This window comes from Rhizobium johnstonii 3841, assembly GCF_000009265.1.
GTDB lineage: Bacteria > Pseudomonadota > Alphaproteobacteria > Rhizobiales > Rhizobiaceae > Rhizobium > Rhizobium acaciae.
Map to the genome: position 1 here is coordinate 1,862,136 of NC_008380.1, position 22,480 is coordinate 1,884,615.

Below are 22,480 nucleotides of genomic sequence, written 5' to 3' on the forward strand. Positions count from 1 at the left end.
TAAAATGGCTGATCTCGCAAAGATCGTTGACGACCTCTCCTCGCTGACCGTTCTGGAAGCTGCAGAACTGTCGAAGCTTCTCGAAGAAAAGTGGGGCGTTTCCGCTGCTGCTCCGGTAGCTGTTGCTGCCGCTGCCGGCGGTGCTGCTGCTGCTGTCGTTGAAGAAGAAAAGACCGAATTCGACGTCATCCTCGTCGAAGCTGGTGCCAACAAGATCAACGTCATCAAGGAAGTCCGCGCCATCACTGGTCTCGGCCTCAAGGAAGCCAAGGATCTCGTTGAAGCCGCTCCGAAGGCTGTCAAGGAAGGCGTCAACAAGGCTGAAGCCGCTGACATCAAGAAGAAGCTTGAAGACGCTGGCGCCAAGGCCGACGTCAAGTAATCTTGAACTGCTTTTGGGAGGCAGTATCTCTACTGCCTCCCATTTGCCGTTTTTCTGAACGAATTACCCAAAAGCCGCGTCGAAACGGCTTTTGGGTAATGGGTTCTTCAAAAGGATGGTCTCGCACCGAGGGCAGCACAGCAATCCGAGCTGAGCGTTTTCTGGGGTCGGACGAGATTGAACTACTCATTGATTGACGGGATCGACTGGCCATCGGTTCCCGTCCGTTGCAGGCCCGGGTGCAAGATTTTGAAGGAGCGACGATGGCTCAGACCCTTTCGTTCAACGGTCGCAGGCGCGTACGCAAGTTTTTTGGTAAGATCCCCGAAGTCGCAGAAATGCCGAACCTCATCGAGGTTCAGAAGGCGTCCTACGACCAGTTTCTGATGGTTGAAGAGCCGAAGGGCGGCCGACCCGACGAGGGTCTTCAGGCCGTCTTCAAGTCGGTTTTCCCGATCACCGATTTCTCCGGCGCATCCATGCTGGAATTCGTGTCCTACGAGTTCGAACCGCCGAAGTTCGACGTTGACGAATGCCGTCAGCGCGACCTGACCTATGCAGCGCCGCTGAAGGTGACGCTGCGCCTCATCGTGTTCGATATCGACGAGGATACCGGCGCGAAGTCGATCAAGGACATCAAGGAACAGTCCGTTTACATGGGCGACATGCCGCTCATGACCAACAACGGTACGTTCATCGTCAACGGCACCGAGCGCGTCATCGTCTCCCAGATGCACCGTTCGCCGGGCGTCTTTTTCGATCACGACAAGGGCAAGAGCCATTCGTCCGGCAAGCTGCTCTTTGCTGCGCGCGTCATCCCCTATCGCGGTTCCTGGCTCGATATCGAATTCGACGCCAAGGACATCGTCTACGCCCGTATCGACCGCCGCCGCAAGATCCCTGTGACGTCGCTGCTGATGGCGCTCGGCATGGACGGCGAGGAAATCCTCGACACCTTCTACACGAAGTCGCTCTACAAGCGCGACGGCGAAGGCTGGCGCATTCCCTTCAAGCCGGAAACGCTGAAGGGTGCCAAGGCAATCACCGAGATGGTCGACGCCGATACCGGCGAAGTCGTCGTGGAAGCCGGCAAGAAGCTGACCCCGCGCCTGCTGCGCACGCTGTCCGACAAGGGTCTGAAGGCCCTCAAGGCCGCCGACGACGATCTTTACGGCAACTACCTTGCCGGCGATATCGTCAACTACTCGACCGGTGAAATCTACCTCGAGGCCGGCGACGAAATCGACGAGAAGACGCTTGGCATCATCCTGGCGAACGGCTTCGACGAGATCCCGGTTCTCGGCATCGACCACATCAATGTCGGCGCCTATATCCGCAACACGCTGACAGCCGACAAGAACGAGAACCGTCAGGACGCTCTGTTCGACATCTACCGCGTCATGCGTCCGGGTGAGCCGCCGACCATGGAATCGGCCGAAGCCATGTTCAACTCGCTGTTCTTCGATGCGGAGCGTTACGACCTCTCCGCCGTTGGCCGCGTCAAGATGAACATGCGCCTCGACCTGACCGTCGAAGACACCGTCCGCATCCTGCGCAAGGACGACATTCTGGCCGTGGTCAGGATGCTGGTCGAACTGCGCGACGGCAAGGGCGAGATCGACGATATCGACAATCTCGGCAACCGCCGCGTCCGTTCGGTCGGCGAGCTGATGGAAAACCAGTACCGTCTCGGCCTGCTGCGCATGGAGCGCGCGATCAAGGAACGCATGTCCTCGATCGAGATCGACACGGTCATGCCGCAGGATCTGATCAACGCCAAGCCGGCAGCCGCTGCCGTGCGCGAGTTCTTCGGTTCCTCGCAGCTCTCGCAGTTCATGGACCAGGTCAATCCGCTCTCGGAAATCACCCACAAGCGCCGTCTTTCGGCTCTTGGCCCGGGCGGTCTGACCCGTGAGCGCGCCGGCTTCGAAGTCCGCGACGTGCATCCGACCCACTATGGCCGCATCTGCCCGATCGAAACGCCGGAAGGCCCGAACATCGGTCTGATCAACTCGCTTGCGACCTTTGCCCGCGTCAACAAGTACGGCTTCATCGAAAGCCCGTACCGCCGTATCGTCGACGGCAAGGTGACGAGCGACGTGCTCTACCTCTCCGCCATGGAAGAGGCGAAGTACTACGTCGCCCAGGCCAATGCCGAGATGAACGCTGACGGTTCCTTCGTCGACGAATTCGTCGTCTGCCGTCATGCCGGCGAAGTCATGCTCGCCCCGCGCGACAGCATGAACCTGATGGACGTCTCGCCGAAGCAGGTCGTTTCGGTCGCAGCCGCGCTCATCCCGTTCCTGGAAAACGACGACGCCAACCGCGCGCTCATGGGCTCGAACATGCAGCGTCAGGCAGTGCCGCTGCTGCGTGCCGAAGCTCCGTTCGTCGGGACCGGCATGGAGCCGGTCGTCGCCCGTGACTCAGGTGCTGCCATCGGCGCCCGCCGCGGCGGCGTGGTCGACCAGGTCGACGCGACGCGTATCGTTATCCGCGCCACGGAAGACCTCGAGGCCGGCAAGTCCGGCGTCGATATCTACCGCCTGCAGAAGTTCCAGCGTTCGAACCAGAACACCTGCGTCAACCAGCGCCCGCTGGTCACCGTCGGTGACGAGGTCAACCGCGGCGACATCCTCGCCGACGGCCCGTCGACTGATCTCGGCGACCTGGCGCTCGGCCGCAACGCACTCGTCGCGTTCATGCCCTGGAACGGCTACAACTACGAAGACTCGATCCTGCTCTCCGAGCGTATCGTTGCCGACGACGTGTTCACCTCCATCCACATCGAGGAATTCGAAGTGATGGCGCGCGACACCAAGCTTGGTCCGGAAGAAATCACCCGCGATATTCCGAACGTTTCGGAAGAAGCGCTGAAGAACCTCGACGAAGCCGGCATCGTCTATATCGGCGCCGAAGTTCAGCCGGGCGATATCCTCGTCGGCAAGATCACGCCGAAGGGCGAAAGCCCGATGACGCCGGAAGAAAAGCTTCTGCGCGCCATCTTCGGCGAAAAGGCCTCCGACGTGCGCGACACCTCCATGCGCATGCCGCCCGGCACCTACGGGACCATCGTCGAAGTCCGCGTCTTCAACCGCCACGGCGTTGAAAAGGACGAGCGTGCGATGGCGATCGAGCGCGAAGAGATCGAGCGTCTGGCAAAGGACCGTGACGACGAGCAGGCGATCCTCGACCGTAACGTCTACGGCCGTCTGATCGAGATGCTGCGCGGCCAGGCCTCCATTGCCGGCCCGAAGGGCTTCAAGAAGGGCAGCGAACTTTCGAACGCCGTCGTCTCCGAATATCCCCGTTCGCAGTGGTGGATGTTCGCGGTCGAAGACGAAAAGGTCCAGAGCGAACTCGAAGCGCTCCGCGGCCAGTACGACGAATCCAAGTCGCGCCTCGAACAGCGCTTCATGGACAAGGTCGAAAAGGTCCAGCGCGGCGATGAAATGCCCCCTGGCGTCATGAAGATGGTCAAGGTCTTCGTCGCCGTAAAGCGCAAGATCCAGCCGGGCGACAAGATGGCCGGCCGTCACGGGAACAAGGGCGTCGTCTCGCGCATTGTGCCGGTGGAGGACATGCCGTTCCTCGAAGACGGCACGCATGTTGACGTCGTTCTGAACCCGCTCGGCGTGCCTTCGCGCATGAACGTCGGTCAGATCCTGGAAACCCATCTGGGTTGGGCTTGCGCCGGCATGGGTCGCCAGATCGGCGAACTGATCGAAGCATACAAGGCCAATGGCAACATTGAGCCGCTGCGCAAGACCATCGGCGATGTTGTCGGAGACGGCCCGAAGGCCGAACAGGTCCACGAGTTCGACGATGACTCAGTTCTGCGTCTCGCCGACCAGTGGAAGCGCGGCGTTTCGATTGCGACGCCTGTTTTCGACGGCGCGAACGAAGCCGACGTCAACGACATGCTGCGTCTGGCAGGTCTCAAGGATAGCGGTCAGTCGACGCTCTATGACGGCCGTACCGGTGAGCAGTTCGACCGCCAGGTGACCGTGGGCTACATCTACATGCTGAAGCTCAACCACCTAGTCGACGACAAGATCCATGCCCGTTCGATCGGTCCTTACTCGCTCGTGACCCAGCAGCCGCTGGGCGGCAAGGCGCAGTTCGGCGGCCAGCGCTTCGGCGAAATGGAAGTCTGGGCGCTCGAAGCATACGGCGCGGCCTACACGCTGCAGGAAATGCTGACGGTGAAGTCGGACGACGTCGCCGGCCGCACGAAGGTCTACGAAGCCATCGTCCGAGGAGACGACACGTTCGAAGCCGGTATTCCGGAAAGCTTCAACGTTCTCGTCAAGGAAATGCGCTCACTGGGCCTCAGCGTCGAGCTCGAGAACACCAAGCTTGACGAGGCGCAGGCAGCTCAACTGCCCGACGCGGCCGAGTAAGCACTTGATAGGGCGTGCGCTGCCAATGCGGCGCACGCCGGTCCCACCGGGCGCCGTATCCGTGTCGGCCCGGAAGGGAAGTTTCGCCGCATCCAGCGGTTATTCTCGTTTAAGCGAGGGAGGCGGCTCCCGGGAATTTGCCGCCGACCATTGCATTTTGAGGGCGCTTTAGCCCATGAAGGAGACAGGCATGAACCAAGAGGTCATGAATCTTTTCAATCCGCAGGTGCCTGCACAGAATTTCGATTCCATTCGGATTTCGATCGCGTCTCCGGAGAAGATCCTCTCCTGGTCTTACGGTGAGATCAAGAAGCCGGAAACCATCAACTACCGTACGTTCAAGCCGGAACGTGACGGTCTGTTCTGCGCGCGCATCTTCGGGCCGATCAAGGACTACGAATGCCTGTGCGGCAAGTACAAGCGCATGAAGTACAAGGGCATCATCTGCGAAAAGTGCGGCGTCGAAGTCACGCTGTCGCGCGTTCGCCGTGAGCGCATGGGCCATATCGAGCTCGCCGCTCCCGTTGCCCACATCTGGTTCCTGAAGTCGCTGCCATCACGCATTTCGACGCTGCTCGACATGACGCTGAAGGATGTCGAGCGCGTCCTCTACTTCGAAAACTACATCGTCACCGAGCCGGGCCTGACCGCCCTGAAGGAGCACCAGCTTCTCTCGGAAGAAGAGTACATGCTCGCTGTCGACGAATACGGCGAAGACCAGTTCACCGCGATGATCGGCGCCGAGGCGATCTACGAGATGCTGGCCTCGATGAACCTCGAAAAGATCGCTGGCGACCTGCGCGCCGAGCTTGCCGACACCACGTCGGATCTCAAGCAGAAGAAGCTGATGAAGCGCCTGAAGATCGTCGAGAACTTCATGGAGTCGGGCAACCGTCCGGAATGGATGATCATGAAGGTCGTTCCGGTCATTCCGCCGGATCTGCGTCCGCTGGTTCCGCTCGACGGCGGCCGTTTCGCGACGTCGGATCTGAACGATCTCTACCGCCGCGTCATCAACCGTAACAACCGTCTGAAGCGTCTGATCGAGCTTCGTGCGCCTGGCATCATCATCCGCAACGAAAAGCGCATGCTGCAGGAATCCGTTGACGCGCTGTTCGACAACGGCCGTCGCGGCCGTGTCATCACCGGCGCCAACAAGCGTCCGCTGAAGTCGCTCTCCGATATGCTGAAGGGCAAGCAGGGCCGCTTCCGCCAGAACCTGCTCGGCAAGCGCGTCGACTATTCCGGCCGTTCGGTCATCGTCACCGGTCCGGAACTGAAGCTGCACCAGTGCGGTCTGCCGAAGAAGATGGCGCTCGAGCTCTTCAAGCCGTTCATCTATGCCCGTCTCGATGCCAAGGGTTACTCCTCGACCGTCAAGCAGGCCAAGAAGCTGGTCGAGAAGGAAAAGCCGGAAGTCTGGGATATCCTCGACGAGGTCATCCGCGAGCATCCGGTTCTCTTGAACCGCGCACCGACGTTGCACCGCCTGGGCATCCAGGCCTTCGAACCTATCCTGGTCGAAGGCAAGGCGATCCAGCTGCATCCGCTCGTCTGCACGGCCTTCAACGCCGACTTCGACGGCGACCAGATGGCCGTTCACGTGCCGCTGTCGCTCGAAGCTCAGCTCGAAGCCCGCGTGCTGATGATGTCGACCAACAACATCCTGCATCCGGCCAACGGCGCGCCGATCATCGTTCCCTCGCAGGACATGGTTCTCGGCCTCTACTATCTGTCGATCCTCAACCAGAACGAGCCGGGCGAAGGCATGGCCTTCTCCGATCTCGGCGAGCTGCATCACGCCCTCGAAAGCAAGGTCGTTACGCTGCACACCAAGATCCGCGGCCGCTTCAAGTCGGTCGACGAGGATGGCAAGCCTTACTCGAAGATCTATGAGACGACGCCTGGCCGTCTGCTCATCGGCGAACTGCTGCCGAAGAACGGCAAGGTGCCGTTCGATATCTGCAACCAGGAAATGACCAAGAAGAACATCTCCAAGATGATCGACACGGTCTATCGCCATTGCGGTCAGAAGGACACGGTCATTTTCTGCGACCGCATCATGCAGCTCGGCTTCGCCCACGCCTGCCGCGCCGGCATTTCGTTCGGCAAGGACGACATGGTCATTCCGGATGCCAAGGCCAAGATCGTTGCCGACACCGAAAATCTGGTGAAGGAATACGAGCAGCAGTACAATGACGGCCTCATCACCCAGGGCGAGAAGTACAACAAGGTTGTCGACGCCTGGGGCAAGGCGACCGAAAAGGTCGCCGAAGAGATGATGGCGCGCATCAAGGCGGTCGAATTCGACGAGAAGACCGGTCGCCAGAAGCCGATGAACTCGATCTATATGATGAGCCACTCTGGTGCCCGCGGTTCTCCGAACCAGATGCGCCAGTTGGGCGGCATGCGTGGCCTCATGGCCAAGCCGTCGGGCGAAATCATCGAGACCCCGATCATCTCGAACTTCAAGGAAGGCCTGACCGTCAACGAGTACTTCAACTCGACGCACGGCGCCCGCAAGGGTCTGGCAGACACCGCCCTGAAGACCGCCAACTCCGGCTACCTGACCCGCCGTCTCGTCGACGTCGCGCAGGATTGCATCGTCACGCATGTCGATTGCGGAACGCAGACGGGCCTCACCATGACCGCCATCGTCGATGCCGGCCAGGTGGTTGCCTCGATCGGCGCCCGCATCCTCGGCCGCACGGCGCTCGACGACATCGATCATCCGGTCACGGGTGAGCGCATCGTCGATGCCGGCAAGATGATCCTTGAGCCCGACGTCGTCGAAATCGAGAAGGCCGGCATCCAGTCGATCCGCATCCGCTCGGCACTGACCTGCGAAATCCAGACGGGCGTCTGCTCGGTCTGTTACGGCCGCGACCTCGCGCGCGGTACGCCGGTCAATATGGGCGAAGCCGTCGGCGTCATCGCTGCTCAGTCGATCGGCGAGCCGGGCACCCAGCTCACCATGCGTACCTTCCACCTTGGCGGTACGGCAACCGTGGTCGACCAGTCGTTCCTCGAAGCGTCGTACGAAGGTACGGTGCAGATCAAGAACCGCAACATCCTGCGCAACTCCGATGGCAACCTCGTTGCCATGGGCCGCAACATGACCGTCCAGATCCTGGACGAACGTGGTGTCGAGCGGTCGTCGCAGCGTGTGGCCTATGGTTCGAAGCTGCATGTCGACGAAGGCGACAAGGTCAAGCGCGGCCAGCGCCTGGCGGAGTGGGACCCCTACACCCGTCCGATGATGACGGAAGTGGCCGGTACCGTTCAGTTTGAAGATCTGGTCGACGGTCTCTCCGTTCTGGAAGCGACCGACGAATCGACCGGCATCACCAAGCGTCAGGTTATCGACTGGCGTTCGACCCCGCGCGGCTCGGACCTCAAGCCGGCGATCGTCATCAAGGATGCCAGCGGCAATATCGCGAAGCTGTCTCGTGGTGGTGACGCCCGCTTCTTCCTCTCGGTCGATGCGATCCTGTCGGTCGAGCCGGGCACGAAGGTCTCCCAGGGTGACGTTCTCGCCCGTTCGCCGCTCGAAAGCGCCAAGACCAAGGACATCACCGGCGGTCTGCCGCGTGTTGCCGAGCTGTTCGAAGCCCGCCGTCCGAAGGACCACGCCATCATCGCAGAGATCGATGGTACGATCCGTCTCGGCCGCGACTACAAGAACAAGCGTCGCGTCATCATCGAGCCGGCGGAAGACGGTGTCGAGCCTGTCGAATACCTGATCCCGAAGGGCAAGCCCTTCCACCTTCAGGAAGGCGACTATATCGAAAAGGGTGACTACATCCTCGACGGTAACCCGGCTCCGCACGACATCCTGGCAATCAAGGGCGTGGAGGCTCTGGCCTCCTACCTCGTCAACGAGATCCAGGAAGTCTACCGCCTGCAGGGCGTCGTCATCAACGACAAGCACATCGAGGTGATTGTCCGTCAGATGCTGCAGAAGGTGGAAATCACCGATGCAGGCGACTCGACCTATATCGTCGGCGACAATGTCGACCGGATCGAGCTCGAAGACGTCAACGATCACCTGATCGAGCAGGGCAAGAAGCCAGCCTACGGCGATCCGGTTCTTCTCGGCATCACCAAGGCGTCGCTGCAGACCCCGTCCTTCATCTCGGCCGCGTCCTTCCAGGAAACGACCAAGGTGCTGACGGAAGCTGCAATCGCCGGCAAGACCGACGGCTTGCAGGGTCTGAAGGAAAACGTCATCGTCGGCCGTCTTATCCCGGCCGGTACCGGCGGCACCATGACCCAGATCCGCCGCATCGCCACGTCGCGCGACGAGATGATCCTCGAAGAACGCCGCAAGGGCACGGGTGCTGCCGTCGCCACGCCGATGCTGCAGGACATGGCCGAAAAGGCTCCGGCTGCGGAATAATCCGCGGTTGAAGTCGACGAATTGAAAAAACCGCTCGGAGCGATCCGGGCGGTTTTTCATATTTAGGTTGCTCTGATTGGGCGGGCGGGGAGGGCGGCTGCTTCCGCTTATGCTGCGTTGACCGCGTGAGCGGCGGCTCCCTTCAGTTGAACCGGATGATCGCGACTTCGCCTTCGACGGCGCCCTGGTAGGCAGATGCGTGGGGCTCTTCGGCCGGGATTTCGGTCAGCATGCCGATCTGGTCGAGATCGGCCTCGATGAAGCCTTCCTCGGCAAGGGCGTTCAAGGCCTCTCGTACGGCAGTGTCGTCGTCAGGCGCCTTTAGCATGATGTGCAGGTCGATGCCTTCGCTGGCGTCGGACTCGTAGCCCTTGCCGATGATGATGAAGATCATCGGGCCGTCGAAATTATTGTCGTTATCAGGTGTCGTGATCATCGCCTGTCCTTCGGCTCTTTGACGATTCGGTCGCTCGAATCCTGCTCTGAGGGCCGAACGCCGCAATTGCTGATTCCTTAACTGCTTTTGCTGCAATGCCCAAGTTTTTATCTTGGGGCACAGCCGTGAATTCGTCTAGAAGGATGAAACAGGGCGTTCGGCCGGCATATCAAGGCGATACGGCGAGTTTATTTCTTAACCGGCCTTGACGAGACGGGTGGAAACCAGTAGTACCCCGGCCATCAGATCCCATGTGAGGCTTGGCTGTTCGGGGCGACTCGCCCTGAAGTTCACCTCAAACAAGGTTCTAAACGCACGTTGAAGTCATGATGCTGCACGCACGACGCATATTTATGCGTCCTCTGCTCCTTGTGGTCCATCTGCGGAAGCGGATCGGGCCATATTTTGCGCATTGACGGAAAGCGTACGTCACTGCCGGAGACGGCTCGAGTTCAAGCCCGCAAGGGTACTGAGATAAAACGTAAGGGATGGTTGAATGCCTACCGTAAACCAGCTGATCCGCAAGCCTCGCCAGGCGAACGTAAAGCGTAACAAGGTTCCCGCACTCCAGGAGAACCCGCAGAAGCGCGGCGTTTGCACGCGCGTCTACACGACGACGCCGAGGAAGCCGAACTCGGCTCTGCGTAAGGTCGCAAAGATCCGCCTGACCAACGGCTTCGAAGTCATTGGTTACATCCCCGGCGAAGGCCACAACCTTCAGGAACACTCCGTCGTCATGATCCGTGGCGGCCGCGTCAAGGACCTTCCGGGTGTCCGTTATCACATCATCCGCGGCGTTCTCGATACCCAGGGTGTCAAGAACCGCAAGCAGCGCCGCTCCAAGTACGGCGCGAAGCGTCCGAAGTAATTCGGGTTTTGAATAATCCGGCGCTGCGCGAGGTCCTCCGCGTCATGAAGCGCCTTAACGGTTGAAGAGACAAAACTATGTCCAGACGTCATAAAGCAGAAAAGCGCGAGATCAATCCGGACCCGAAGTTCGGCGATCTCGTCGTCACCAAGTTCATGAATGCCATCATGCTCGACGGCAAGAAGTCCGTTGCTGAAAACATTGTCTACGGTGCGTTCGACGTTGTCCAGGGCAAGGCCAAGCAGGAGCCGCTCACGGTTTTCCATTCTGCGCTTGAGAACATTGCCCCGCACGTTGAAGTTCGCTCGCGTCGTGTCGGTGGTGCGACCTATCAGGTCCCCGTCGATGTTCGTCCGGAGCGCCGCCAGGCTCTTGCTATTCGCTGGCTGATCGCTGCTGCCCGCAAGCGCAATGAAACGACTATGGTTGACCGCCTTTCCGGCGAACTGCTCGATGCGTCCAACAACCGCGGCTCCGCCGTCAAGAAGCGCGAAGACACGCACAAGATGGCTGATGCCAACCGCGCGTTCTCGCACTATCGCTGGTAATTCCGAACGGTATCGAAAGGCAGTCCACAATGGCTCGCGAATATAAGATCGAAGACTACCGCAATTTCGGTATCATGGCGCATATCGACGCCGGCAAGACCACGACCACCGAGCGTATTCTTTATTACACCGGCAAGTCGCACAAGATCGGCGAAGTCCACGACGGCGCAGCCACGATGGATTGGATGGAGCAGGAGCAGGAGCGTGGCATCACGATCACCTCTGCTGCCACCACGACCTTCTGGAAGGGCCGTGACGGCAAAATGCGCCGCTTCAACATCATCGACACCCCCGGCCACGTCGACTTCACCATCGAAGTCGAGCGTTCGCTGCGCGTTCTCGACGGCGCCATCGCGCTGCTCGACGCCAACGCCGGTGTTGAGCCGCAGACGGAAACCGTCTGGCGTCAGGCCGAGAAGTACAATGTCCCGCGGATGATCTTCTGCAACAAGATGGACAAGACCGGCGCGGACTTCTACCGCTCCGTCGAGATGATCAAGACCCGTCTCGGTGCAACGGCTGTCGTCATGCAGCTGCCGATCGGTGCAGAAACCGAATTCAAGGGCGTCATCGACCTGGTCGAGATGAACGCACTTATCTGGCGTGACGAGTCGCTCGGCGCCCAGTGGGATGTCGTCGAGATCCCCGAGGACATGAAGGCCAAGGCCGAAGAATATCGCGAAAAGCTGATCGAGACGGTCGTCGACATCGACGAGGCCGCCACCGAAGCTTACCTCGAAGGCATTCTGCCCGACAACGAGCAGATCCGTGCGCTGGTTCGTCGCGGCACGATCGATGTCAAGTTCCACCCGATGTTCTGCGGCACCGCCTTCAAGAACAAGGGCGTGCAACCGCTGCTCGACGCCGTCGTCGACTACCTGCCGTCGCCGATGGACATCCCGGCGATCAAGGGCATCGACTTCAAGACGGAAGCCGAAATCGAGCGTCATGCCGATGACAGCGAGCCGCTCTCCATGCTCGCCTTCAAGATCATGAACGACCCCTTCGTCGGTTCGCTGACTTTTGCCCGCATCTACTCCGGCAAGCTCGAAAAGGGCGCGTCGGTCATCAACACGGTCAAGGACAAGCGCGAGCGCGTCGGCCGCATGCTGCAGATGCACTCCAACTCGCGTGAAGACATCGAAGAAGCTTTCGCAGGCGACATCGTCGCTCTCGCCGGCCTCAAGGAAACCACGACGGGCGACACGCTCTGCGATCCGCTGAAGCCGGTTATCCTCGAGCGCATGGAATTCCCGGAGCCGGTCATCCAGATCGCCATCGAGCCGAAGACCAAGGGCGACCAGGAAAAGATGGGCCTCGCGCTCAACCGCCTGGCTGCTGAAGATCCGTCCTTCCGCGTCAAGACCGACCAGGAATCCGGCCAGACCATCATCGCCGGCATGGGCGAACTGCATCTCGACATCATCGTCGACCGCATGCGTCGTGAATTCAAGGTCGAAGCAACCGTCGGCGCGCCGCAGGTTGCCTACCGCGAAACCATCACCAGGACGCATGAAGAAGACTACACGCACAAGAAGCAGTCCGGTGGTACCGGTCAGTTCGCGCGCGTCAAGATCGTCTTCGAACCGAACCCGGAAGGCGACGAATTCAAGTTCGAATCGAAGATCGTCGGCGGTTCCGTTCCGAAGGAATACATCCCCGGCGTCCAGAAGGGCATCGAAAGCGTTCTGTCTTCGGGTCCGCTCGCAGGCTTCCCGATGCTTGGCGTCAAGGCGACCCTCATCGACGGCGCATTCCACGACGTCGACTCCTCGGTTCTCGCCTTCGAAATCGCATCGCGTGCCTGCTTCCGTGAAGCAGCCAAGAAGGCCGGCGCTCAGCTGCTCGAGCCGATGATGAAGGTCGAAGTCGTCACCCCGGAAGATTACGTCGGCGACGTCATCGGCGACCTGAACTCCCGTCGCGGTCAGATCCAGGGCCAGGAAAGCCGTGGTATCGCCGTCGTCATCAACGCGAACGTCCCGCTCGCGAACATGTTCAAGTACGTCGACAACCTGCGCTCCATGTCCCAGGGCCGCGCCCAGTACACGATGACCTTCGATCACTATTCGCCGGTCCCGTCGAACGTCGCAACTGAAATCCAGGCAAAGTATTCCGGTCAGAAGTGACCGGAATACCAATTGACCGATAACAAGAATTAGATCCCTTCGGGGACTAGCAAAACGGAGACCCGAAAATGGGAAAGAGTAAGTTTGAGCGCAACAAGCCGCACGTCAACATTGGCACGATTGGCCACGTTGACCACGGTAAGACGTCTCTGACGGCAGCGATCACGAAGTACTTCGGTGAGTACAAGGCGTACGACCAGATCGACGCGGCTCCGGAAGAAAAGGCGCGTGGCATCACGATTTCGACGGCCCACGTTGAATACGAGACGCCGGCCCGCCACTACGCCCACGTCGACTGCCCCGGCCACGCCGACTACGTCAAGAACATGATCACCGGTGCTGCCCAGATGGACGGCGCGATCCTTGTGTGCTCGGCCGCTGACGGCCCGATGCCGCAGACGCGCGAACACATTCTGCTGGCTCGCCAGGTTGGCGTTCCGGCAATCGTGGTGTTCCTGAACAAGGTCGACCAGGTCGACGACGCCGAGCTTCTCGAACTGGTCGAGCTCGAAGTTCGCGAACTGCTGTCGTCCTACGACTTCCCGGGCGACGATATTCCGATCATCAAGGGTTCCGCACTTGCTGCCCTTGAAGATTCGGACAAGAAGATCGGCGAAGACGCGATCCGCGAGCTGATGGCTGCGGTTGACGCCTACATCCCGACGCCTGAGCGTCCGATCAACCTGCCGTTCCTGCTGCCGATCGAAGACGTGTTCTCGATCTCGGGCCGCGGCACGGTTGTGACCGGCCGCGTCGAGCGTGGCATTGTCAAGGTTGGCGAAGAAGTCGAGATCGTCGGCATCCGCCCGACGACGAAGACGACGGTGACCGGCGTTGAAATGTTCCGCAAGCTGCTCGATCAGGGCCAGGCTGGCGACAACATCGGCGCGCTGATCCGCGGCGTCACCCGTGACGGCGTTGAGCGTGGCCAGATTCTGTGCAAGCCGGGTTCGGTCAAGCCGCACAAGAAGTTCATGGCAGAAGCCTACATCCTGACGAAGGAAGAGGGTGGTCGTCATACGCCGTTCTTCACCAACTACCGTCCGCAGTTCTACTTCCGCACGACCGACGTGACGGGCATCGTGACGCTGCCGGAAGGCACGGAGATGGTCATGCCGGGCGACAACGTCACGGTATCGGTCGAGCTGATCGTTCCGATCGCGATGGAAGAAAAGCTGCGCTTCGCGATCCGCGAAGGCGGCCGCACCGTCGGCGCCGGTATCGTCGCGTCGATCGTCGAGTAATTAGCGGCTGGGCCACCTGGCCCAAGGAAAGGATAGGGACGCCGATCTCGGTGTCCCTCTCGATCTTTGAAACCGGTGGCCCGCTAACGTAACTGAAGGTAAGCCGTGTCCCTAAGTGGCGACACGCGGATAACAGACACAAGGATAAAGTCGAATGAACGGCCAGAATATCCGCATCCGCCTGAAGGCGTTCGATCACCGGATTCTCGATGCCTCCACGCGCGAGATCGTATCGACGGCTAAGCGCACCGGTGCAAGCGTCCGGGGCCCCGTTCCGCTTCCGACCCGCATCGAGAAGTTTACGGTCAACCGGTCCCCGCACATCGACAAGAAGAGCCGCGAACAGTTCGAGATGCGCACGCATAAGCGCCTTCTCGATATCGTTGACCCGACCCCGCAGACGGTAGACGCGCTGATGAAGCTCGATCTCGCCGCCGGTGTCGATGTTGAGATCAAGCTCTGAGACCTCGGGTCTTCGGGCTGAGTGAGAAGGATTGAACCGATGCGTTCAGGTGTGATTGCACAGAAGGTGGGAATGACCCGCGTCTATAACGACGCCGGCGAGCATGTCCCGGTAACGGTACTGCGTATGGAAGGCTGCCAGGTCGTAGCCACGCGCACTGTCGAAAAGAATGGCTATACCGCAGTTCAGCTCGGTGCCGGCCAGGCGAAGGTGAAGAACACGTCGAAGGCGATGCGCGGCAACTTTGCCATCGCCAATGTCGAGCCGAAGGCCAAGCTGACGGAATTCCGCGTGTCGGAAGATCAACTGCTCGAGGTCGGCACTGAGATCAAGGCGGGTCACTTTGCAGCTGGCCAGCTGGTCGACGTGACGGGTACGACGATCGGCAAGGGTTTTGCCGGCGCCATGAAGCGCCACGGTTTCGGCGGTCTGCGTGCCACGCACGGTGTGTCGGTGTCTCACCGCTCGCACGGTTCGACCGGCTCGCGCCAGGATCCGGGCAAGGTTTTCAAGAACAAGAAGATGGCTGGTCACATGGGCCAGACGCGCGTCACGACGCAGAACCTGGAAGTGGTTTCGACCGACGAAGATCGCGGTCTGATCCTGATCAAGGGTGCTGTCCCTGGTTCCAAGGGTGCCTGGATCATCGTGCGCGACGCCGTCAAGTCGGCCGCGAAGTAAGGGAGCCAGATCAATGGAATTCAACGTCAAGACCCTCGAGGGAAAAGACGCCGGGAAGGTTTCCCTTTCGGACGCGATTTTCGGCCTCGAGCCCCGCGAAGACATTCTCGCCCGCGTCATCCGCTGGCAGCTTGCCAAGAAGCAGCAGGGCACGCACAAGGCTAAGGGCCGCGCGGAAGTTTCGCGCACCGGCGCCAAGATGTACAAGCAGAAGGGTACGGGCCGCGCCCGCCACCATTCGGCTCGCGCTCCGCAGTTCCGCGGCGGCGGCAAGGCTCACGGCCCGGTTGTCCGCAGCCACGAGCACGATCTTCCGAAGAAGGTTCGCGCACTCGGCCTTCGCCACGCCCTTTCGGCCAAGATCAAGGCCGATGACGTCATCGTCATCGACAACCTGGTTGCCGCTGAAGCCAAGACCAAGTCGCTCGCGTCCGTTTTCGAGACGCTCGGCCTGACCAACGCCCTCTTCATCGGCGGCGCAGAGCTTGACGGCAACTTCAAGCTCGCAGCTCAGAACATCCCCAACATCGATGTTCTGCCGATCCAGGGCATCAACGTTTACGACATCGTGCGCCGCGGCAAGCTCGTGCTTTCCAAGGCTGCGGTTGAAGCGCTAGAGGAGCGATTCAAGTGACCGATCTTCGCCACTACGATGTGATCGTCTCTCCGGCGATCACCGAAAAGTCCACGCTGGTATCCGAAAACAACCAGGTTGTTTTCAATGTCGCCAAGCAGGCGACTAAGCCGGAAATCAAGGCTGCGGTCGAGGCGCTGTTCGGCGTCAAGGTCACGGCTGTCAACACTCTGCTGCGCAAAGGCAAGACCAAGCGGTTCCGCGGTTTCGTCGGCAAGCAGAAGGACGTGAAGAAGGCTGTTGTGACGCTGGCTGAAGGCCAGACGATCGACGTCTCCACCGGTCTCTGAGGTATAAGAAAATGGCATTGAAAACTTTCAATCCGATCACCCCGAGCCAGCGCCAGCTGGTCATCGTCGACCGTTCGGCCCTCTACAAGGGCAAGCCGGTCAAGGCGCTGACGGAAGGTCTGACCAAGAGCGGCGGTCGTAACAACCTCGGTCGCATCACCGCCCGCTTCATCGGCGGCGGTCACAAGCGTACCTATCGTTTGATCGACTTCAAGCGTCGCAAATTCGACGTCGAAGGCACGGTCGAGCGTATCGAATACGATCCGAACCGCACGGCTTTCATCGCGCTGGTGAACTATGCTGACGGCGAGAAGGCTTATATCCTCGCTCCTCAGCGCCTCGCTGCCGGTGACAAGGTCATCGCTTCCGAGAAGGCTGTCGACGTCAAGCCCGGCAACACCATGCCGCTGCAGTTCATCCCGGTCGGCTCCATCATCCACAATGTGGAAATGAAGCCGGGCAAGGGTGGTCAGATCGCTCGCTCCGCCGGTGGCTACGCACAGCTCGTCGGCCGCGACCAGGGCATGGCGATCCTTCGCCTGAACTCCGGTGAACAGCGTCTCGTTCATGGCTCCTGCCTTGCTTCGATCGGCGCCGTCTCCAACCCTGACCACGCCAACATCAACGACGGCAAGGCCGGTCGTACCGTTTGGCGCGGCAAGCGTCCGCATAACCGCGGTGTCGTCATGAACCCGGTCGACCATCCGCACGGCGGTGGTGAAGGCCGCACCTCCGGCGGTCGCCATCCAGTGACACCGTGGGGCAAGCCGACCAAGGGCAAGCGCACCCGGTCGAACAAGTCGACCGACAAGATGATCATGCGCTCGCGTCATCAGCGTAAGAAGTAAGAGAGGAAGTCTCCAATGGCTCGTTCAGTATGGAAAGGTCCGTTCGTTGACGGCTATCTTCTCAAGAAGGCTGAGAAGGTTCGTGAAGGCGGTCGCAGTGAAGTGATCAAGATCTGGAGCCGTCGCTCCACGATCCTGCCGCAGTTCGTCGGTCTCACCTTCGGCGTCTACAACGGCAGCAAGCATATCCCGGTCAGCGTCAATGAAGACATGGTCGGTCACAAATTCGGTGAATTCTCTCCGACCCGCACCTACTACGGTCACGGCGCGGACAAGAAGGCGAAGAGGAAGTAACAATGGGCAAGGCAAAAGCCGAACGCCGGCTGAAGGACAACGAGGCGCAAGCAGTCGCCCGCACGCTCCGCGTCAGCCCCCAGAAGCTCAACCTGGTTGCTGCGGCTATCCGCGGCAAGAAGGTCGAGCGCGCACTCGCTGAGCTGGAGTTCTCCCGCAAGCGCATCGCGGGCGCCGTCAAGAAGACGCTTGAATCTGCGATCGCCAACGCCGAGAACAACCACGATCTCGACGTCGACTCGCTGGTTGTCGCCGAGGCCTATGTCGGCAAGTCGATCGTCATGAAGCGTTTTCACGCTCGTGGCCGCGGTCGCGCGTCGCGCATTGAAAAGCCCTTCGCGCACCTGACGATCGTCGTTCGTGAAGTGCAGGCAGCAGAGGAGGCCGCATAATGGGTCAGAAAATCAATCCAATCGGTTTCCGCCTCGGCATCAACCGTACCTGGGATAGCCGCTGGTTTGCGGACAATGCCGAGTACGGTCAGCTGCTGCACGAAGACCTGAAGATGCGCAAGTTCGTCATGAGCGAACTGAAGCAGGCCGGGATTTCCAAGGTGGTCATCGAGCGTCCGCACAAGAAGTGCCGCGTCACGATCCACTCGGCACGTCCGGGCCTGATCATCGGCCGCAAGGGCGCAGACATCGACAAGCTCCGCAAGAAGCTGTCGGAGATGACGAATTCGGAAACGCACCTCAACATCGTCGAAGTGCGCAAGCCCGAAGTCGATGCGACGCTGGTCGCTCAGTCGATCGCCCAGCAGCTCGAGCGTCGCGTGGCTTTCCGTCGCGCCATGAAGCGCGCCGTTCAGTCCGCGATGCGTCTTGGCGCCGAAGGCATCAAGATCACCTGCGCTGGCCGTCTCGGCGGCGCTGAAATCGCCCGTACGGAATGGTACCGCGAAGGTCGTGTGCCGTTGCACACCCTGCGCGCCGACATCGACTACGGCACGGCTGAAGCAGAAACCGCGTTCGGCATCTGCGGCATCAAGGTCTGGATCTTCAAGGGCGAAATCCTTGAGCATGATCCGATGGCTTCCGAGCGCCGCGCGATGGAAGGTGACGCCCAGGGTCCGGCAAGCCGTGATCGTGACCGCGACAGAGACCGTCGCCGCGACAACGCTTGATAGCGCGCGTGGCAGAGAAGTTCGGAGAATAAGAAAATGTTGCAGCCAAAGCGTACCAAGTACCGCAAGCAGTTCAAGGGCCGCATCAAGGGCGTCGCCAAGGGCGGTTCTGACCTGGCATTCGGCGAATTCGGCCTGAAGGCACAGGAACCCAACCGCGTCAACGCGCGCGAGATCGAAGCGGCCCGCCGCGCGATCACGCGTTATATGAAGCGCGCCGGCCGTGTATGGATCCGCGTGTTCCCGGACGTTCCGGTAACCAAAAAGCCGACCGAAGTCCGTATGGGTAAGGGTAAGGGCTCCGTTGAATACTGGGCATGCAAGGTCAAGCCCGGCCGTATGATGTTCGAGATCGACGGTGTCAGCGAAGAAATCGCCCGTGAGGCGCTTCGCCTCGGCTCTGCCAAGCTCTCGGTCAAGACGCGCTTCGTTCAGCGCATTGCAGAGTAAGGAATGAGCTCATGAAAGCCTCAGACGTTCGCGCGTTCACCGCCGACCAACTCAAGGACGAGCTTGCCAAGCTGAAGAAGGAGCAGTTCAACCTGCGCTTCCAGAAGGCGACCGGCCAGCTCGAAAAGTCCTCGCGCATCAACGAAGTCCGCAAGGACATCGCCCGCGTGAAAACCATTGCCCGCCAGAAGGCGGCAGAAGTTAAGGCCTAAAGGAAGAAAAATATGCCGAAGCGCATCCTGCAGGGCGTCGTCGTTGGCGACAAGAACGAGAAGACGGTAGTGGTTCGTGTCGAGCGTCGTTTCGCTCACCCGCTGCTCCAGAAGACCGTTCGTCGTTCCAAGAAGTACAAGGCCCACGACGAGAACAATCAGTACAAGATTGGCGATACCGTATCCATCGAGGAATGCGCGCCGATCTCCAAGGACAAGCGCTGGACGGTGATTTCCGCCCAGGGCAAGTAACAGAATTTTGCGCGAGGCCTTGCGTCTCGCCGAAATATCTGTATGAAGCAGCGTCAGAACGCTCGAATGCCGGGCGTTCTTTTGCTTTGAGCGCACGGAAGGTCCCGTTCGGGAAACCACCCTGGCACGATCGATCCCGCGCTATTCAGCTATTGCCGCGTCTGTGCTGCCTCACGGCAGCTCGGCCGGCGAAAATTTTCATAAGCCGGAGTAGGGGGCTAGCCCAACCATTCCGGTAAACCAAGAAGGCGACCTGATATGATTCAGATGCAAACAAACCTCGACGTCGCGGATAATTCCGGCGCACGTCGTGTCATGTGCATCAAGGTGCTGGGCGGCTCGAAGCGTAAGTATGCCTCGATCGGCGACGTCATCGTCGTTTCGATCAAGGAAGCGATCCCGCGCGGCCGTGTGAAGAAGGGTGACGTGATGAAGGCGGTTGTCGTTCGCACCGCCAAGGACATCCGTCGTGCAGATGGCTCCGTCATCCGCTTCGACACCAACGCAGCAGTCCTCATCGACAACAAGAAAGAGCCGATCGGCACCCGTATCTTCGGACCGGTTCCGCGCGAACTTCGCGCCAAGAACCACATGAAGATCATCTCGCTGGCTCCCGAAGTACTGTAAGGAGCGAAGCGATGCAGAAGATTCGTAAAGGCGACAAGGTCGTCATGCTCGCTGGCAAGGACAAGGGCCGTACCGGCGAAGTTGTCCAGGTCATGCCGAAGGAAGATCGTGCCGTTGTTCGTGGCGTCAACGTCGTCAAGCGCCACCAGCGCCAGACGCAGACCCAGGAAGCCGGCATCATCAACAAGGAAGCCCCGGTTCACCTGTCCAACGTTGCAATCATCGACAAGGACGGCAAGCCGACCCGCGTCGGTTTCAAGGTCGTTGACGGCAAGAAGGTCCGTGTGGCCAAGCGTTCTGGAGAAGTGATCGATGGCTGAGGCAAAATATGAGCCGCGGCTCAAGAAGGAATATGTCGAGCGCATCCGCAAGGCGTTGCAGGAGCAGTTCTCCTACGCCAACGAGATGATGATCCCGAAGCTCGACAAGATCGTGATCAACATGGGTGTCGGCGAAGCGACCGCTGACTCGAAGAAGCCGACGGTAGCTGCCGCCGACCTCGCAGCGATCGCCGGCCAGAAGCCGGTCATCACCCGCGCACGCAACTCTATCGCAGGCTTCAAGGTCCGCGAACAGATGCCGATCGGTGCGAAGGTCACCCTGCGCGGCGCCCGCATGTACGAGTTCATGGACCGTCTCGTGAACATCGCGCTCCCGCGCGTTCGCGACTTCCGCGGCCTGAACCCGAAAAGCTTTGACGGCCGTGGCAACTTCGCCATGGGCATCAAGGAGCACATTGTGTTCCCTGAGATCAACTACGACAAGGTTGATCAGATGTGGGGCATGGACATCATCGTTTGCACGACGGCGACGACCGACGACGAAGCACGGGCTCTTCTGAAAGAGTTCAGCTTCCCGTTCCGTCAATAACCGTAACGACGAGCGTAGAAAAGGAACCTGACATGGCGAAGACAAGCGCAGTTGAAAAGAACAAGCGCCGCCGTACTACGGTCGCTAACCAGGCCGCTAAGCGGGCTGGGTTGAAGGCGATCATCATGAACCAGGCTCTTCCGATCGAAGAGCGGTTCAAGGCCTCGATCAAGCTGGCATCCCTGCCGCGTGATGGATCGAAGACCCGTATTCGCAACCGTTGCGAAGTTTCGGGGCGTCCGCGCGCATATTACCGCAAACTGCGCATGTCGCGTATTGCGCTGCGTGAACTCGGCAATCTCGGCAAGGTGCCGGGTATCGTCAAGTCGAGCTGGTAAGGAGCAGGTTACATGACAATGACTGATCCGTTGGGCGATATGCTCACTCGCATCCGTAACGGCGCTTCCCGCCGCAAGTCGTCGGTCTCGACGCCTGCTTCGAAGCTCCGTGCACGTGTTCTCGATGTTCTGCAGTCCGAAGGCTACATCCGTGGCTACTCCGTTGTCGATTTCGGCAATGGCAAGTCGGAACTCAGCATCGAGCTGAAATATTATGAAGGCGCATCGGTGATCCGTGAGATCGGCCGTGTGTCCAAGCCGGGCCGCCGGGTTTATGTCTCGGTCAAGTCCATTCCGCAGGTCGCGAACGGTCTCGGCATCACCATCCTTTCGACTCCGAAGGGTGTGATGGCCGATCACCAGGCTCGCGAACAGAACGTTGGTGGCGAGGTTCTTTGCTCGGTCTTCTAAGATCGGGCAGGGATCTCCATAGCGAACAGACAGGATTGAAACATGTCTCGTATCGGTAAAAAGCCCGTTCAGGTGCCTGCTGGGATCACGGCTACGGTCGATGGCCAGAAGGTGACTGCAAAGGGCCCGAAGGGCGAGCTGTTTTTCGTTGCTAACGACGAAATCAGCCTCAAGCTTGAAAATAACGCCGTCGTCGTGACGCCGGTGAACCAGACCAAGGATGCGCGCTCAAAGTGGGGCATGTCCCGCACGATGATCGAAGGCATCTTCAAGGGCGTCAAGGACGGTTTCGAGCGCAAGCTTGAAATCAACGGCGTCGGTTACCGCGCCGCCATGCAGGGCAAGAACCTGCAGCTGGCCCTCGGTTTCAGCCATGACGTGATCTACGAGCCGCCGGTCGGTATCTCGATCGTTGTTCCGAAGCCGACGGAAATCGTCGTCAGCGGCATCAACAAGCAGCAGGTCGGTCAGGTTGCCGCCGAAATCCGCGAATATCGCGGTCCCGAGCCCTACAAGGGCAAGGGCGTCAAGTACGCTGACGAGCGGATCGTCCGCAAAGAAGGCAAGAAGAAGTAAGG

General features: G+C 60.0%; 25 protein-coding genes. 24 read left to right on the forward strand and 1 reads right to left on the reverse strand.

Features of this window, described 5'->3' with window-relative positions:
* The first annotated feature begins 4 nt into the window (after nt 1–4).
* From rplL to rpoC, 3 genes are all read left to right on the forward strand, one after another.
* Nucleotides 5–382 carry a 50S ribosomal protein L7/L12 gene (gene rplL, locus RL_RS09200; protein WP_003547523.1) on the forward strand — a complete coding sequence of 126 codons (378 nt, stop codon included), beginning with the start codon at nt 5–7 and terminating at the stop codon, nt 380–382.
* A gap of 263 nt (nt 383–645) precedes the next feature.
* Nucleotides 646–4,785 (forward strand): DNA-directed RNA polymerase subunit beta, encoded by a 4,140-nt coding sequence (gene rpoB, locus RL_RS09205; protein WP_011651419.1) that lies wholly within the window; start codon nt 646–648, stop codon nt 4,783–4,785.
* A 190-nt stretch (nt 4,786–4,975) separates the two neighbouring features.
* Nucleotides 4,976–9,184: a DNA-directed RNA polymerase subunit beta' gene (gene rpoC, locus RL_RS09210; protein ID WP_011651420.1), complete on the forward strand. Its 4,209-nt coding sequence runs from the start codon at nt 4,976–4,978 to the stop codon at nt 9,182–9,184.
* Between the two features lie 142 nt (nt 9,185–9,326).
* Here the strand turns inward: rpoC and RL_RS09215 are convergent, their stop codons facing one another.
* Nucleotides 9,327–9,620 (reverse strand): hypothetical protein, encoded by a 294-nt coding sequence (locus tag RL_RS09215; protein WP_011651421.1) that lies wholly within the window; start codon nt 9,618–9,620, stop codon nt 9,327–9,329.
* A 496-nt stretch (nt 9,621–10,116) separates the two neighbouring features.
* On the opposite strand from RL_RS09215, the gene rpsL reads away from it, so the two are divergent.
* The 21 genes from rpsL to rplF all read left to right on the forward strand — a co-directional run bounded on the left by rpsL (nt 10,117) and on the right by rplF (nt 22,478).
* Nucleotides 10,117–10,488 (forward strand): 30S ribosomal protein S12, encoded by a 372-nt coding sequence (gene rpsL / locus RL_RS09220; protein WP_011424978.1) that lies wholly within the window; start codon nt 10,117–10,119, stop codon nt 10,486–10,488.
* Between the two features lie 77 nt (nt 10,489–10,565).
* A complete protein-coding gene (rpsG, locus tag RL_RS09225; RefSeq protein WP_011651422.1) occupies nt 10,566–11,036 on the forward strand; it encodes a 30S ribosomal protein S7 in 471 nt (156 codons plus the stop codon).
* A gap of 29 nt (nt 11,037–11,065) precedes the next feature.
* On the forward strand, nt 11,066–13,165 hold the full coding sequence (gene fusA, locus RL_RS09230; RefSeq protein WP_011651423.1) for an elongation factor G: 2,100 nt from the start codon (nt 11,066–11,068) through the stop codon (nt 13,163–13,165).
* A 68-nt stretch (nt 13,166–13,233) separates the two neighbouring features.
* Nucleotides 13,234–14,409 (forward strand): elongation factor Tu, encoded by a 1,176-nt coding sequence (gene tuf / locus RL_RS09235; protein ID WP_003558535.1) that lies wholly within the window; start codon nt 13,234–13,236, stop codon nt 14,407–14,409.
* 154 nt (nt 14,410–14,563) lie between these two features.
* On the forward strand, nt 14,564–14,872 hold the full coding sequence (gene rpsJ / locus RL_RS09240; RefSeq protein WP_003547547.1) for a 30S ribosomal protein S10: 309 nt from the start codon (nt 14,564–14,566) through the stop codon (nt 14,870–14,872).
* 39 nt (nt 14,873–14,911) lie between these two features.
* Entirely contained in the window at nt 14,912–15,553 is a 642-nt protein-coding gene (rplC, locus tag RL_RS09245) for a 50S ribosomal protein L3 (RefSeq protein ID WP_003547548.1), read from the forward strand.
* A 13-nt stretch (nt 15,554–15,566) separates the two neighbouring features.
* Nucleotides 15,567–16,187 carry a 50S ribosomal protein L4 gene (rplD, locus tag RL_RS09250; protein ID WP_003547549.1) on the forward strand — a complete coding sequence of 207 codons (621 nt, stop codon included), beginning with the start codon at nt 15,567–15,569 and terminating at the stop codon, nt 16,185–16,187.
* Nucleotides 16,184–16,477 carry a 50S ribosomal protein L23 gene (locus RL_RS09255; RefSeq protein ID WP_003547550.1) on the forward strand — a complete coding sequence of 98 codons (294 nt, stop codon included), beginning with the start codon at nt 16,184–16,186 and terminating at the stop codon, nt 16,475–16,477. Before rplD ends, RL_RS09255 begins: the two co-directional genes overlap by 4 nt.
* A gap of 11 nt (nt 16,478–16,488) precedes the next feature.
* Complete coding sequence (gene rplB, locus RL_RS09260; protein WP_003547551.1) at nt 16,489–17,325, forward strand: 50S ribosomal protein L2; 837 nt, start codon at nt 16,489–16,491, stop codon at nt 17,323–17,325.
* Nucleotides 17,326–17,340: 15 nt separating this feature from the next.
* Complete coding sequence (gene rpsS, locus RL_RS09265; protein ID WP_003547552.1) at nt 17,341–17,619, forward strand: 30S ribosomal protein S19; 279 nt, start codon at nt 17,341–17,343, stop codon at nt 17,617–17,619.
* 2 nt (nt 17,620–17,621) lie between these two features.
* Nucleotides 17,622–18,011 (forward strand): 50S ribosomal protein L22, encoded by a 390-nt coding sequence (gene rplV / locus RL_RS09270; RefSeq protein WP_003547553.1) that lies wholly within the window; start codon nt 17,622–17,624, stop codon nt 18,009–18,011.
* A complete protein-coding gene (gene rpsC, locus RL_RS09275) occupies nt 18,011–18,742 on the forward strand; it encodes a 30S ribosomal protein S3 (RefSeq protein WP_003547554.1) in 732 nt (243 codons plus the stop codon). Before rplV ends, rpsC begins: the two co-directional genes overlap by 1 nt.
* A 36-nt stretch (nt 18,743–18,778) precedes the next feature.
* Nucleotides 18,779–19,192 carry a 50S ribosomal protein L16 gene (gene rplP / locus RL_RS09280; protein ID WP_003547555.1) on the forward strand — a complete coding sequence of 138 codons (414 nt, stop codon included), beginning with the start codon at nt 18,779–18,781 and terminating at the stop codon, nt 19,190–19,192.
* Between the two features lie 11 nt (nt 19,193–19,203).
* Nucleotides 19,204–19,404, forward strand: a complete 201-nt coding sequence (gene rpmC, locus RL_RS09285) for a 50S ribosomal protein L29 (RefSeq protein ID WP_003558545.1) — start codon at nt 19,204–19,206, stop codon at nt 19,402–19,404.
* Between the two features lie 12 nt (nt 19,405–19,416).
* Nucleotides 19,417–19,656 carry a 30S ribosomal protein S17 gene (rpsQ, locus tag RL_RS09290; RefSeq protein WP_003547557.1) on the forward strand — a complete coding sequence of 80 codons (240 nt, stop codon included), beginning with the start codon at nt 19,417–19,419 and terminating at the stop codon, nt 19,654–19,656.
* 258 nt (nt 19,657–19,914) lie between these two features.
* On the forward strand, nt 19,915–20,283 hold the full coding sequence (gene rplN / locus RL_RS09295; protein ID WP_003547558.1) for a 50S ribosomal protein L14: 369 nt from the start codon (nt 19,915–19,917) through the stop codon (nt 20,281–20,283).
* 11 nt (nt 20,284–20,294) lie between these two features.
* Nucleotides 20,295–20,603 carry a 50S ribosomal protein L24 gene (gene rplX / locus RL_RS09300; RefSeq protein WP_003547559.1) on the forward strand — a complete coding sequence of 103 codons (309 nt, stop codon included), beginning with the start codon at nt 20,295–20,297 and terminating at the stop codon, nt 20,601–20,603.
* Nucleotides 20,596–21,153 carry a 50S ribosomal protein L5 gene (rplE, locus tag RL_RS09305; protein ID WP_003547560.1) on the forward strand — a complete coding sequence of 186 codons (558 nt, stop codon included), beginning with the start codon at nt 20,596–20,598 and terminating at the stop codon, nt 21,151–21,153. Before rplX ends, rplE begins: the two co-directional genes overlap by 8 nt.
* A gap of 32 nt (nt 21,154–21,185) precedes the next feature.
* Nucleotides 21,186–21,491, forward strand: coding sequence for a 30S ribosomal protein S14 (rpsN, locus tag RL_RS09310; RefSeq protein ID WP_003547561.1), 306 nt, complete (start codon nt 21,186–21,188; stop codon nt 21,489–21,491).
* Between the two features lie 12 nt (nt 21,492–21,503).
* Nucleotides 21,504–21,902, forward strand: coding sequence for a 30S ribosomal protein S8 (gene rpsH, locus RL_RS09315; RefSeq protein ID WP_003547562.1), 399 nt, complete (start codon nt 21,504–21,506; stop codon nt 21,900–21,902).
* Nucleotides 21,903–21,944: 42 nt separating this feature from the next.
* Complete coding sequence (gene rplF / locus RL_RS09320; RefSeq protein WP_003547563.1) at nt 21,945–22,478, forward strand: 50S ribosomal protein L6; 534 nt, start codon at nt 21,945–21,947, stop codon at nt 22,476–22,478.
* The last annotated feature ends 2 nt before the right edge of the window (nt 22,479–22,480 follow it).